Genomic DNA, 12,804 nt, shown 5'->3' on the forward strand with positions numbered 1-12,804 from the left:
CTTTGGCGAAATCGATCCGCCCCAGCGCCTGTTGATGGGGCCGGGGCCGGTCAATGCCCATCCCCGCGTGCTGCGCGCGATGAGCGCCGATCTGCTGGGCCAGTTCGACCCGGAAATGACCGGCTACATGAACCAGGTCATGGCGCTCTATCGCCCAATCTTCGGCACGCGCAACCACTGGACCATGCTGATCGACGGCACGGCGCGCGCGGGGATCGAGGCATCGCTGGTCAGCCTGATCCAGCCCGGCGAAACCGCCTTGGTGGTGAATTTCGGCCGCTTTGGCTTGCTCTTGCAGGAAATTCTCACGCGGATCGGCGCAAAGTTCGAAACCGTGGATGCGCCGTGGGGCGAAGTGGTGCCGATGGAAGCGATCCGCGAAGCCGCGCTGCGCGTACAGCCGCGCCTGATCTGCACCGTCCATGGTGATACCTCCACCACCATGGCCCAGCCGCTCGACGGCATTGGCGCGGTGGCGCGCGAAGTGGGCGCGCTGGTCTATGTCGATGCCACGGCCACGCTGGGCGGGATGGACATTGCCGCCGACCGCTGGGGCGCCGACGTGATTACCGGCGGCTTGCAGAAATGCCTGGGCGGGCCATCGGGCAGCGCGCCGATCACCATTTCCGACGCCGCGGCAGAGGCGATCTTTGCCCGCCGCCACGACGAGAAGGGCATCCGCGCCGCCGATGCGGTGGACGGCACGGGGCCGCGCATCCCGTCGAACTATTTCGACCTTGCCATGATCATGGATTACTGGAGTGAAAAGCGCCTCAACCATCATACCGAGGCGACCACGATGCTCTATGGCGCCCGCGAATGCGCGCGGGTGGCGCTGGGCGAAGGGCTGGACGCGCGCTATCGCCGGCACAAGGCAGCGGGCGCCGCGATGAGTGCAGGGCTGCGCGCCATGGGCCTCACGCTGTTTGGCGACGACGCGCACCGTATGACCAACGTGACCGGCGTCTACATCCCGAAAGGCGTGGATGGCGAGGCGGTGCGCCGGGCGATGCGCGAGCATTTCGAGATCGAGATCGGCACGGCGTTCGGCCCGCTGATCGGCAAGATCTGGCGCCTGGGGGCGATGGGCTACAACGCGATGAAGCACAAGGTCTTGCTCACGCTCGGCGCGCTGGAAGCCTGCCTGGCGGCGCAGGGCGTTGCGCTGCCGCTGGGCGCTGCCGTGCCCGCTGCGTTGGCGGCGTGGGACGCGGAGATCATGGGATGACGCGCGATCTCGTCGGCTATGGTGCCATGCCGCCCGCTGCCCAATGGCCGGGCGGGGCGCGCGTGGCGGTGAACTTCGTGATAAATTACGAGGAAGGCGCGGAAAACAGCGTCTTGAATGGCGACGAACTCTCCGAAGGGTTCCTCTCCGACATGGTCGGCGCCGCGCGCCATCCGGCGCGGGCCATGGCGATGGAAAGCCTTTATGAATACGGCAGCCGCGCCGGCTTCTGGCGGCTGCATCGCCTGTTTGCGACGCGCGGCGTGCCGGTGACGGTGTTCGGCGTGGCAGCGGCCATGGCCATGAACCCGGCGGCGGTGGACGCGATGCTCAAGGCAGGCTGGGAAGTGGCGAGCCACGGCTTTCGCTGGATCGACTACCAATACGTGCCGGAGGACGTGGAGGCCGCGCATATCGCCCAGGCCATTGCCCTGCACACACAGCTTACCGGCAGCCGCCCGCTCGGCTGGTATCAGGGCCGCACCAGCCCGCAGACCGCGCGGCTCGTCGCGCAGGAAGGCGGCTTTGTCTATGATGCCGACAGTTATGCCGACGACGTGCCCTATTGGGACGCGCAGCACGGGCGCGCGCAACTGATCGTGCCCTACAGCCTCGATGCGAACGACATGAAGATGGTGGCGCTCAACGGCTTTACCGAGGGCGAGCAGTTCTTCCGCTATCTGCGCGATACTTATGACCAGTTGGCCGAGGAAGGCGGGCGGATGATGAGCGTGGGCCTGCATGGCCGCATTGCCGGGCGCCCGGCGCGCGCGCGGGCCGTGGCGCGGTTTGTCGATCACGTGCTGGCCGATGGGCGCGGCTGGGTGGCGACGCGGCTGGACATTGCCCGCCACTGGATCGCCACGCACCCCTTTGGAGGGCCGGCGGCATGACCATCGACGATCCCGTGGCGCTGGCCGAAGTGGAGGCCGCCTTTGCCGAATACGAGCGCGCGCTGATGGCCGACGACATTCCGGCGATGGACGCGCTGTTTCACGATGCGCCCACCACCAACCGCTTTGGCGTGGGCGAGGTACTCTATGGCATCGACGCGATCCGCGAATTCCGCAAGGGGCGCGGCGGCTCGCCGCAGCGCAAGCTGGGGCGCGTGGCGATCACTGTTTATGGCGAGAATTTTGCCACCGCCGATGCCGAATTCTTTCGCGAAGGCTCGGTCCGGCGTGGACGGCAGAGTCAGGCCTGGGTGAAGTTCGCCGATGGCTGGAAAGTCGTTTCGGCCCATGTCAGCCTGGAAGGGGACAGCCATTGACCGCCCTGTTCGAACATTCGCCCTGGGTGGAAGAGCGCGCCGATGCCGCGCCATCTTCGGGCGATCGCCATGCCGATCTGATGGCCGTGGTCCATGCCGCGACGCGCGCAGAGCAACTGGCGCTGATCCGCGCGCACCCCGAGCTGGCGGGCAAGGCAGCCATCGACGGCACGCTGACGCAGGCTTCCGCCGCCGAGCAGGCCTCGGCCGGGCTGGACCGGCTGACGCCCGAGGAATTCGCGCGGTTTCATGCGCTCAACGCTGCCTATCGCGCGGCGCACGACATGCCGTTCATCATTTGCGTGCGGCTGACCGACAAGGCCGGCATCCTGGCGGCGATGGCAGCGCGCGCGCAGAACGACACCGACACCGAAATCGCCACGGCGCTTGCCGAAATCGGCAAGATCACCCGGCTCCGACTGGAGGATATGGCATGAGCGAGAAACAACCCGTCGATATCCAGGCGCTGGCCGCACTGGAAGCGGACCTGGCGCGGCAACTGGCGCTGGTGGACAGTTTCGGTCCGGACTGGACGCGCCCGCGCACGCACCCGGACGGCCCCGTATATGACGTGGTGATCGTGGGCGGCGGCCAAAGCGGCCTTGCCACAGCGTTCGGCCTGAAGCGCGAGCGGATCAACAACATCCTGGTGCTGGATGAAAATCCCGAAGGCTTCGAAGGGCCGTGGGAAACCTATGCCCGGATGATCACGCTGCGTACGCCCAAGGGGCTGACGCCGATCGACATGGGCATTCCTGCGCTGACGCCGCAGGCCTGGTTCACCGCGTGCTTTGGCGCGGCGGCGTGGGAGGCGCTCGACAAGATCCCGCGCGGGGTGTGGATGGACTATCTGCGCTGGTATCGCCGCGTGCTCAACCTGCCGGTGCGCAACGATGCCAAGGTGACCGGGATTACCCCGGCGGGCGAGGGGATATACAGCGTGGCCCTGGCCGATGGCGATGCGGTGCTGGCGCGCAAGGTGGTGCTGGCCACCGGCATCCAGGGGGGCGGCGAATGGCACACCCCGGCGATGATCCGCGAAAACCTGCCGCGCCATGCCTATGCCCACACCAGCGAGCCGATCGATCTCGCCGCGTTGAAGGGCAAGCGCATCGGCATCCTGGGCGGGGGCGCCAGTGCGTTCGACAATGCCAACCATGCGCTGGGGCAGGGCGTGGGCGAAGTGCATGTGTTCATGCGGCGCAAGGCATTGCCGCGCATCAACCCGATCCGCTTCATGGAGCGGGTGGGCTTCACCGCGCGCTATCCCGCCTTGTCCGACGCGGAAAAGTATCGCGCGATGGCCGCGTTCCTCTCGCACAACCAGCCGCCGACCAACGACACGTTCAATCGCGCCGCAAGCTGGCCGGGCTTTGGCCTGCATCTGGGCAGCCCGTGGACCGATGTGGCGTTCGAGGATGGACAGGTCATCGTCACCACGCCGCACGACCGCTTTGCCTTCGATTTCGTGATCCTCTCGACCGGCCTCATATCCGATCCGCGCCTGCGCCCCGAACTGGCCGGGCTGGCCCCGTATATCGCGCTGTGGGGCGACAAGGTGGCCATGCCCGAAGCCGAGCGCAACGCCTTGATCGACGCCCATCCCTATCTGGGCGAGGCGTTCGAGTTCACGCCCCGCACGGCAGAGGCAGCGCCGCTGCTGCACGGCCTGTTCGCGTTCAACTATTCGGCGCTGATCAGCCTGGGGCTGTCCGCCTCGGCGCTGTCGGGCATGAAGAACGCGCTGCCCCGCCTGGTGCGCGGCATTGCCGACCAGCTCTTCCTCGACGATCGCGAAGCGCTGCTGGCGCAGTTCATCGCCTATGACGAGCAGGAATTCGTCGGGGAATGGCCGCGCCCGGCCTCTGCAGTGGAGGCGGCGGCATGACCACGCTGTCCACCCACGTGCTCGATACCACCAGCGGCCGCCCCGCAGCGGGCATGCGGATCATGCTGTGGTCTGCCGATAGCCTGCTGGCCGAAGGCGAAACCGATGCCGACGGGCGTCTGCGCGATTTTCCCGCGCTGGAACCGGGCGCCTATACCCTGGCGTTCCATGTGGCCGAGTATTTCCGGGCGGCGGGGCATGATCTGCCCGATCCACCGTTCCTGGACGTCGTGCCGATCCACTTCGGCGTGGCGGACGGCGGGCATTATCATGTCCCGCTGCTCGCCTCGCCCTATGCCTATTCCACCTATCGGGGCAGCTGACATGGCCTTGCGATTTGTCTGCGATGGGGAATTGGTGGAACTCGATGGCGTGGCACCGGGCGATACCGTGCTTGATTTCCTGCGCGGCCGGGCGGGCAAGACCGGCACCAAGGAAGGCTGCGGCGAAGGCGATTGCGGGGCCTGCACCGTGCTGGTGGGCACGCCCGCGCATGGCGGCCAGCGGCTGGACTGGCGCGCGGTGAATGCCTGCATCCAGTTCCTGCCGATGCTGCATGGCAAGGCCGTGCTGACGGTGGATGGGCTGGGCGAGGGACTCAATGCCCTGCAACTGACCATGGCCTGCAACGGCGCATCGCAATGCGGGTTCTGCACGCCGGGCTTCGTCATGTCGCTGCAGGGGCGGGCGATGGGCGCCGCCGGATGCGACCTACCGGTGGGCGATGTCCTGGCGGGCAACTTGTGCCGCTGCACCGGCTATGGCCCGCTGCTGGAAGCGGGCGCGCAGCATCCCCCGGCAGAGCGCGACGATGCGCCCTTGCTGGCCATGCTGCGCGGCGCGACGGGGCCGGCCTGTGGCCATGCCACCCTGCCCGATGGGCGCACCGCGCGCTGGTTCATTCCCGACAATGCCGATGCCCTGGCCACGCTCTTGGCGCAATATCCCGGCGCGCGGATCGTGGCCGGCGCCACCGACGTGGGCCTGTGGGTGACCAAGAAGCTGGTCGATCTGGAAACCGTGATTTTCGTGGGCGACGTGCCCGAACTGGGCATAATCGAGGATGGCGCCGAGGGCGTGACGCTTGGCGGCGCGGTGCGCTATGCCGATGCCCATGCCGCGCTGGCGCGGTTGAGCCCCGAGCTTGGCGAACTGGTGCGCCGGCTCGGCGGGCTGCAAGTGCGCAATGCCGGCACGGTGGGCGGCAATATCGCCAATGGCTCCCCCATCGGCGATGGCCCGCCGGCGCTGATCGCGCTGGGCGCCACGTTGACGCTGCGCTCGGTGCGCGGGCGGCGGACGATGCCGCTGGAACAATTCTTCATCGCCTATGGCCGGCAGGACCGCGCCGCCGACGAATTCGTCGAAAGCGTGTTCGTGCCCCGTCCGCGGGCGCAGGATGTGGTGCATATCTCTAAGCTCTCCAAACGGTTCGACAGCGACATTTCGGCGGTCTGCGGCGCGTTCCGCCTGACGGTGGAGCAGGGCACGATCACGGCGGCGCGCGTGGCGTTCGGCGGCATGGCCGCCACCCCGCGTCGCGCCGCGCTGGCCGAAGCCGCGCTGACCGGCGCGCCCTTCACCGCCGAAACCATGGCCGCCGCCGCGCAAGCGATCCGCGCCGATTTCGCGCCCCTCAGCGATGTGCGCGGCAGCGCGGCCTATCGGCTGGAGGCAGCCGGCAATCTGGTCTGGCGGCTGTGGCACCAGGCACAGGGCCAGGCCGTGCGCGTGCAGGAGGTGGCCCTTGGCTGACGCCCTGACGCAGACGCCCGGCCCGGTGGTGGGCACCGGCTACCGACACGACAGCGCGCACCTGCATGTGGCGGGCAAGGCGCGCTATATCGATGATGAGCCCGAGCCGCCGCACCTGCTGCATCTGGCGTTCGGCGTATCGAGCGAGGCGCGCGCGCGGATCGTGGATATGGACCTTTCCGCCGTGCGCGCCGCGCCGGGCGTGGTGGCGGTCTATACCGCCGCCGACATTCCCCATGCCAACGACGTTTCCCCCGTGGCGGGGGACGATCGCCTGCTGGCCGATGGCGAAGTGGTCTGGCTGGGGCAGCCGGTGTTCCTGGTTGCCGCCACCAGCCGCCGCGCCGCGCGGCAGGCGGCGCGGCTGGGCACGATCCGCTATGAACGGCATGACCCGATCCTCACCGTGGAACAGGCACGCGCCGAACAAAGCCTGATCGAGCCAACGCAGCGCATGGCGCGGGGCGATGCCAAGGCCGCTCTGGCCGCCGCGCCGCATCGCCTGGCGGGCCATCTGGCCATGGGCGGGCAGGATCATTTCTATCTCGAAGGGCAGATCGCGCTGGCCCGGCCCCTGGAAGACGGGCAGGTCCATGTGCTGTCCTCCACCCAGCATCCGAGCGAAGTGCAGCATCTGGTGGCGCACATGCTGGGGCTTTCCTCTGCCGACGTGACCGTGGAAGTGCGGCGCATGGGCGGCGCGTTCGGCGGCAAGGAAAGCCAGGCCGCGCTCTATGCCGCTGCTGCTGCGCTGGTGGTCTATCACACCGGCCGCCCGGCCAAGTTCCGCGCCGATCGCGACGACGACATGGTGCAGACCGGCAAGCGCCACGATTTCCTGGTCGATTACGATGTTGGCTTCGATGCGGATGGGCGGATCGAGGGGCTGCGCCTCGGCCTGGCCTCGCGCTGCGGCGCCACGGTCGATCTTTCGCCCGCGATCAACGACCGGGCGATGTTCCATGCCGACAATGCCTATTTCCTGCCCGCCGTGGAAATCGTTTCGGAGCGGCTGAAGACCAACATGGTTTCGGCCACCGCGTTTCGCGGCTTTGGCGGGCCGCAGGGGATGCTGGCGATCGAGCGGGTGATGGATGCCATCGCCGGGCACCTCGGGCTCGATCCACTGGCGGTGCGCGTGGCCAATCTCTATGGGCCGGGCCGCGATGTGACGCCCTATGGCATGACTGTGGCCGACAATATCGCGCCCGACCTGATTGCCCGGCTGCGCGGAGAGGGCGATTACGAGGCGCGCCAAGCCGCCGTGGCCGCGTTCAATGCTGAAAACGCGATCTTCAAGAAGGGGCTGGCGCTTACCCCGGTGAAGTTCGGGATCAGCTTTACCACCACCCATCTCAACCAGGCTGGCGCGCTGCTGCATGTCTATGCCGATGGTTCGATCCAGATCAACCACGGCGGCACCGAGATGGGGCAGGGCCTCTATACCAAGGTGGCGCAAGTGGTGGCCCAGGCCTTTGGCGTGGGGCTGGAGCAGGTGCGGATCACCGCCACGCGGACCGACAAGGTGCCCAACACTTCGGCCACGGCGGCTTCATCGGGGGCAGACCTCAATGGCATGGCGGCGCTGAACGCGGCGCAGACCATCCGCGCGCGCCTGGCCGAGTTCTGCGCGCGCACCTTTGGCGGCGCGGCCGAAGATGTCGTGTTTGCCGGGGGACAAGTGCGCGCCGGCGGCGAAGCGATGCCCTGGCCAGTGCTGTGCCGCCGGGCGCACATGGCGCGGATTTCGCTGTCTTCTACCGGATATTACGCCACGCCCGATCTGCATTATGATCGCGACGCCCACCAGGGCCAGCCGTTCTATTACTTCGCCTATGGCGCGGCGCTCGCCGAAGTGGTGATCGACACGCTGACGGGCGAACATCGCGTGCTGGCCGCCGACATTCTCCACGATTGCGGCCAGTCGCTGAACCCGGCGATCGACAAGGGGCAGATCGAAGGCGGCTTCATCCAGGGGCAGGGCTGGCTGACCAGCGAGGAGCTGGTCTGGGACGATGCGGGCAAGCTGCTGACCCACGCGCCTTCCACCTACAAGATCCCCACCGCCAACGACCGGCCCGACCGGCTGACCGTGACGCTGTGGGACGGGGCCAACCACCGGCCCACGATCCACCGATCGAAAGCGGTTGGGGAGCCGCCGTTCATGCTGGCCAATGCGGTGTTTTCCGCGCTCGGCGCGGCGGTGATGGCCTGCAACCCGGCCGCGGGCTGGCCGGCGCTCGATGCCCCGGCCACGCCCGAGCGACTGCTGGCTGCGGTCGCCCGGCAACGGGGCGGCGTGTCATGACGTGGTGGGAAACGGCGCGGGCCTGGGCGGCAGACGCGCCGGTGGCGATGCTTTCCGTGCTCGCCAGCGAAGGTTCTGCACCGCGCGGGCCGGGCACGCGCATGCTGGTGGGCATGGGGCGCACCTGGGGCACGATCGGCGGCGGCGCACTGGAATTCCAGGCGATCGAACAGGCGCGTCGCACGCTGGACCTGGCCCCTGGGGCCTGGCGCATCCAGGACTATCCGCTTGGCCCCCTGCTGGGTCAGTGCTGCGGCGGGCGGGTGCGCCTGCTGGTGGAGCATCTCGATCCGCAAACCCTGGCTCCGTTGCAGGGCATGGAGGAAGGCGCGCTGCTGATCAGCCACTTTGCGCCGCACCGGATCGACCGGCACTGGACGGCAGAAGGCCAACCTTCCGCGCTGTCTGCCCGGGGCGACAAGCCCGAAGCTGGCACCCGCATTCTGGAACCGGTGGGCCAATGGCGCCGCCCGGTCTATCTGTTCGGCGCCGGGCACGTCGGCCAGGCCATCGCGCGGCACAGCCATGGCCTGCCGCTGCGGCTGTGCTGGTTCGATACCCGGCCGATGTTCGAAAGCATCGACGGGGTTACCATCGTGCCCGACGACGCAATCCTTTCATGCGTGGCACAAGCCCCGCCGGAGGCTGCGATCGTGATCCTCACCCACGATCACGCGCTCGACTATCGCCTCACCCGCGCCGCGCTGCAACGGCCGGCGGGTGGCTTTGTCGGCCTGATCGGCTCGGCGACCAAGCGCGCGCGCTTCGTTTCGCGCTTGCACGGCGATGGGCTCGATGCCACGGCGCCCGGCCGCCTGACTTGCCCGATCGGCGTGGCCGGCATCGGCGGCAAGGAGCCTGACGTGATCGCCATCGCGGTCTTGGCGCAATTGCTGCAGTTGCCAGCAGATGTGGCGGAAACAACAGAGAAAGTTTCGATCCTTGGGTAAGTTGCGTGCCTTTCGCGGCGAAATCCTGTCGGTGGGGGAAGACCCGCTCCAGGCAGGCGACGCGGTGGAATACCAGACCGATGGCCTGCTGGTGGTGGAACAGGGCGTTATCGTGGCGCGTGGCGATCATGCTGATCTGGCGCCGCACTTTGCCGATGTGCCGGTTACGTCTCTGGGCGGGCTGATCGTGCCCGGCTTTGTCGATGCGCATATCCACTATCCGCAAATGGATCGCATCGCATCGCATGGTGAGCAGTTGCTCGATTGGCTGGAACGGCACATCTTTCCCGCCGAGAAGGCCTTCGCCGATCGCGATCATGCCGATGAAGTGGCGCAGGCGTTCCTGGCCGAACTGCTGCGCCACGGCACCACGTCGGCGCTGGTCTTTCCCACCGTGCACGAAGGGTCGGTCGATGCGCTGTTCGAAGCGGCGCTGGCGCGGAACATGAGGCTGGCATCGGGCAAAGTGCTGATGGACCTGGGGCCCGAGGGGCTGAGGGACACCGTGGAGACGGCACGCGCGCAGACCGAGGCGCTGATCGCACGCTGGGCCGGGCGCGGGCGGCTGTCTTACGCGATCACGCCGCGCTTTGCGCTGACATCTTCGGACGAACAGCTTGCGCTGGCCGGGGAACTGCTGGCCGCTCATCCCGAAGTGCTGCTGCACACGCATCTGGCCGAAAACCGCCACGAATGCGCGGCCGTTGCGGCGCGGTTCACGCAGGCGGCGGACTATCTCGATGTCTATGACCGCTTTGGCCTGGTGGGCGAACGCAGCGTGTTTGCCCATGGTATCCACCTGTCGGACCGCATGGGCGCGCGCCTGGCGGAAAGCGGCGCGGGGATTGCGGTGTGCCCGTCATCCAACCTGTTCCTGGGTTCGGGCTTTTTCCACTTCGGCCAGGCCGACCGCCTGGGCGTTAAGCTGGGGCTGGGGACGGACGTGGGCGCGGGCACCAGCTTTTCGATGCTCTATACCCAGGGGCAGGCCTATCAGGCCGCCCTGGCGCGCGAGGAGCGGCTCGATCCGTTCCGCGCGCTCTACCTCGCCACCACGGGCAGCGCGCGGCTGTTGCACATGGACGCGCAGATCGGCGCGCTGGCGGTGGGGCAGGAGGCCGATTTCGTCGTGCTCGACAGCGCGGCAACGCCCCTGCTGGCGCGGCGCTGTGCCGGGGCGAGCCTGGCCGAGCGGCTGTTTGCCATGCAGATCCTGGGTGATGATCGGGTGGTTGCGCAAACCTGGATCATGGGCGAATGCGCCTGGGACAAAGACAGCGCAAAAGGAGCGAATTGTGGTTGATTTGGAAGCCTTTGTGCGCGGCCTGCCCAAGGCGGAACTGCACCTGCACATAGAAGGCAGCCTTGAGCCGGAACTGATGTTCGCGCTCGCTCATCGCAACGGCGTGGCCCTGCCCTATCCCAGCGTGGAGGCGGTGCGCGCGGCCTATGCCTTTTCCAACCTCCAGGATTTTCTCGATATCTATTACGCCGGCGCGGGCGTGTTGCTGACCCGGCAGGACTTTCACGATCTTGCCATGGCCTACTTCGCACGCGCGGCCGCCGACGGCGTGCGCCATGCCGAGATCATGTTTGATCCGCAGACCCATACCGATCGCGGCGTGCCCTTTGCCGAAGTGATCGAGGGGCTGTTGTCTGCCATGGATGAGGCGAAGGCCCGCCATGGCATGACCAGCGCCCTTATCCTCAGCTTCCTGCGTCATCTGTCTGAAGACGCGGCTTTTGCCACGCTGGCCATGGCCGAACCGTGGCTCGATCGCATTGCCGCGGTCGGCCTCGATTCATCGGAAGTGGGGCATCCGCCAGAGAAGTTCGCGCGGGTCTTTGCCGCTGCGGCGGCCAAGGGGCTCAAGCGCGTGGCCCATGCCGGGGAAGAGGGGCCGCCGGCCTATGTGCACGAGGCGCTTGACCTGTTGCAAGTGGACCGCATCGACCATGGCAATCGCGCGCTGGAAGATGAGGCCCTGGTTGCCCGTCTGGCGGCAGAGGGCATGACGCTGACGGTCTGCCCGCTGTCCAACCACAAGCTCTGCGTGGTCAACGATCTGGCCGATCATCCGCTGGACAGGATGCTGGATCTGGGCTTGGCGGCTACGGTTAATTCCGACGATCCGGCCTATTTCGGCGGCTATGTCGCCGATAATTATCTGGCCGTGGCGCGGGCACGTGGGCTTTCGCAGGATCATCTGGTGCAATTGGCCCGTAACAGCTTCACCGGCTCTTTCCTGCCAGCTGAAGCCATTGCCCGCCATCTGGAGGATATCGAGGCTTATGCTGCGGCACATTAAGATCTTGGCCGTGGCGGCGCTGCTGGCGCTGTCTGCCACGGCGCAAGCGGCGCCGGAAAAGCGCCCAGATGCACGCAAGGTGATCATCGACGACGATGGCTTTGGCCTGATGCAGGTGATGCTGCTGTCTTCGCCCGATGTCGAGGTGCTGGGTCTCACCACGGTTTCGGGCAATGCCTGGGAAAACCGGGTCAGGGCGCAGGCGCTGCGCGGGCTGGAATGGATCGGGCGCACCGATGTGCCGGTGGTTCCGGGCGCCACGTTTCCCCTGCTCAATTCCGAAGTGCTGACGGAGCGGTGGGAGAAGGACCACGGGCCCCTGGTGTTCAAGGGCGCGTTCATGAAGCGCTGGGTGGAAGACACCCAGCAGGCGCCGCCGCCCTATCACGGGCCCAACGATCCGGTGGACCTGCCGGGCGGCAACCCCACCACGCACGCCGCTGACGAGATCGCCGCCAATTTCCTGATCCGCATGGTGCACAAGTATCCCGGCCAGATCACCATCGTGGCCTGCGGGCCGATGACCAACCTGGCGCTGGCGCAGCGGCTGGACCCGGCTTTTGCCGGCCTGGCGCGCGAACTGGTCTACATGGGTGGCAGCCTGGCGCCGCGCCAGGTGATCGACAACCGCGCCGCCGCCGATTTCGCGCGGGAATTCGTCAACACCCCGCGCCGCGAATTCAACATCCGCTTCGATCCCGAGGCGGCCAGCATCATGGCCCGTGCGCCCTGGCGCAAGATCACGATGGTGCCGGTCGATCCTTCCACCGCAACGCAGCTCAGCCCCGCGTTGATCGCGCGGCTGGGCAAGGCCGCACGGCCGGGCGTGGACCGGTTCGTCACGGCGCTGGAGCCCGGTTTCCCGCTATGGGACGAGATTGCCGCTGCGGTCTGGCTCGATCCCGCGCTGGTGGCCACGCATCGCCGGCTGTATATCGATTTCGAAAGCCAGCAGGGCGCCGGCTATGGCGATACGCTCAGTTGGGACGAGGCCTATCACCCCGGCCTGGGCGAGCAGGCGCAGGACGTGATCCTGGCGATCGACGTGCCCAAGCTGGAAACGATGCTGGCGCGGCTGGTCGGGAAATAGAAGGCG

The 12,804-nt window shown here is 67.4% G+C and carries 12 protein-coding genes; all 12 read left to right on the forward strand.

Features of this window, described 5'->3' with window-relative positions; all coding sequences use genetic code 11:
* Positions 1-34 precede the first annotated feature (34 nt).
* From FHW94_RS07085 to FHW94_RS07140, 12 genes are read left to right on the forward strand one after another with little or no spacing between them, the layout of a single operon-like run.
* A complete protein-coding gene (locus tag FHW94_RS07085; RefSeq protein WP_168555533.1) occupies positions 35-1,228 on the forward strand; it encodes an alanine--glyoxylate aminotransferase family protein in 1,194 nt (397 codons plus the stop codon).
* The gene (gene puuE, locus FHW94_RS07090) at positions 1,225-2,121 is read left to right on the forward strand and encodes an allantoinase PuuE (RefSeq protein ID WP_168554961.1); all 897 of its coding nucleotides are present in this window, start codon (positions 1,225-1,227) and stop codon (positions 2,119-2,121) included. The genes FHW94_RS07085 and puuE overlap by 4 nt, the downstream gene beginning before the upstream one ends.
* Entirely contained in the window at positions 2,118-2,498 is a 381-nt protein-coding gene (hpxZ, locus tag FHW94_RS07095; RefSeq protein ID WP_168554962.1) for an oxalurate catabolism protein HpxZ, read from the forward strand. Before puuE ends, hpxZ begins: the two co-directional genes overlap by 4 nt.
* Complete coding sequence (gene uraD / locus FHW94_RS07100; protein WP_168554963.1) at positions 2,495-2,935, forward strand: 2-oxo-4-hydroxy-4-carboxy-5-ureidoimidazoline decarboxylase; 441 nt, start codon at positions 2,495-2,497, stop codon at positions 2,933-2,935. Before hpxZ ends, uraD begins: the two co-directional genes overlap by 4 nt.
* Entirely contained in the window at positions 2,932-4,386 is a 1,455-nt protein-coding gene (locus tag FHW94_RS07105; RefSeq protein WP_168554964.1) for an NAD(P)/FAD-dependent oxidoreductase, read from the forward strand. Before uraD ends, FHW94_RS07105 begins: the two co-directional genes overlap by 4 nt.
* The gene (gene uraH / locus FHW94_RS07110) at positions 4,383-4,709 is read left to right on the forward strand and encodes a hydroxyisourate hydrolase (RefSeq protein ID WP_168554965.1); all 327 of its coding nucleotides are present in this window, start codon (positions 4,383-4,385) and stop codon (positions 4,707-4,709) included. The genes FHW94_RS07105 and uraH overlap by 4 nt, the downstream gene beginning before the upstream one ends.
* Before the next feature lies 1 nt (position 4,710).
* On the forward strand, positions 4,711-6,141 hold the full coding sequence (gene xdhA, locus FHW94_RS07115) for a xanthine dehydrogenase small subunit (RefSeq protein ID WP_168554966.1): 1,431 nt from the start codon (positions 4,711-4,713) through the stop codon (positions 6,139-6,141).
* Complete coding sequence (gene xdhB, locus FHW94_RS07120; RefSeq protein ID WP_246865912.1) at positions 6,134-8,449, forward strand: xanthine dehydrogenase molybdopterin binding subunit; 2,316 nt, start codon at positions 6,134-6,136, stop codon at positions 8,447-8,449. The genes xdhA and xdhB overlap by 8 nt, the downstream gene beginning before the upstream one ends.
* Complete coding sequence (xdhC, locus tag FHW94_RS07125) at positions 8,446-9,399, forward strand: xanthine dehydrogenase accessory protein XdhC (RefSeq protein ID WP_168554968.1); 954 nt, start codon at positions 8,446-8,448, stop codon at positions 9,397-9,399. Before xdhB ends, xdhC begins: the two co-directional genes overlap by 4 nt.
* Complete coding sequence (guaD, locus tag FHW94_RS07130) at positions 9,392-10,702, forward strand: guanine deaminase (protein WP_246865913.1); 1,311 nt, start codon at positions 9,392-9,394, stop codon at positions 10,700-10,702. Before xdhC ends, guaD begins: the two co-directional genes overlap by 8 nt.
* Complete coding sequence (locus tag FHW94_RS07135; protein ID WP_349237455.1) at positions 10,695-11,708, forward strand: adenosine deaminase; 1,014 nt, start codon at positions 10,695-10,697, stop codon at positions 11,706-11,708. The genes guaD and FHW94_RS07135 overlap by 8 nt, the downstream gene beginning before the upstream one ends.
* Positions 11,692-12,798: a nucleoside hydrolase gene (locus FHW94_RS07140; protein ID WP_168554971.1), complete on the forward strand. Its 1,107-nt coding sequence runs from the start codon at positions 11,692-11,694 to the stop codon at positions 12,796-12,798. Before FHW94_RS07135 ends, FHW94_RS07140 begins: the two co-directional genes overlap by 17 nt.
* The last annotated feature ends 6 nt before the right edge of the window (positions 12,799-12,804 follow it).

The sequence above is a fragment of the Novosphingobium sp. SG720 genome, from assembly GCF_012275365.1.
In the GTDB taxonomy this organism is placed as follows: domain Bacteria; phylum Pseudomonadota; class Alphaproteobacteria; order Sphingomonadales; family Sphingomonadaceae; genus Novosphingobium; species Novosphingobium rhizosphaerae.

Bases quoted from the DNA above. Each gene is read 5' to 3' on its own strand.
- xdhC (WP_168554968.1), top strand. From the start codon at position 8,446: ATGACGTGGTGGGAAACGGCGCGGGCCTGGGCGGCAGACGCGCCGGTG.
- xdhA (WP_168554966.1), top strand. From the start codon at position 4,711: ATGGCCTTGCGATTTGTCTGCGATGGGGAATTGGTGGAACTCGATGGC.
- uraH (WP_168554965.1), top strand. From the start codon at position 4,383: ATGACCACGCTGTCCACCCACGTGCTCGATACCACCAGCGGCCGCCCC.
- puuE (WP_168554961.1), top strand. From the start codon at position 1,225: ATGACGCGCGATCTCGTCGGCTATGGTGCCATGCCGCCCGCTGCCCAA.
- FHW94_RS07140 (WP_168554971.1), top strand. From the start codon at position 11,692: ATGCTGCGGCACATTAAGATCTTGGCCGTGGCGGCGCTGCTGGCGCTG.
- FHW94_RS07085 (WP_168555533.1), top strand. From the start codon at position 35: ATGGGGCCGGGGCCGGTCAATGCCCATCCCCGCGTGCTGCGCGCGATG.
- hpxZ (WP_168554962.1), top strand. From the start codon at position 2,118: ATGACCATCGACGATCCCGTGGCGCTGGCCGAAGTGGAGGCCGCCTTT.
- FHW94_RS07105 (WP_168554964.1), top strand. From the start codon at position 2,932: ATGAGCGAGAAACAACCCGTCGATATCCAGGCGCTGGCCGCACTGGAA.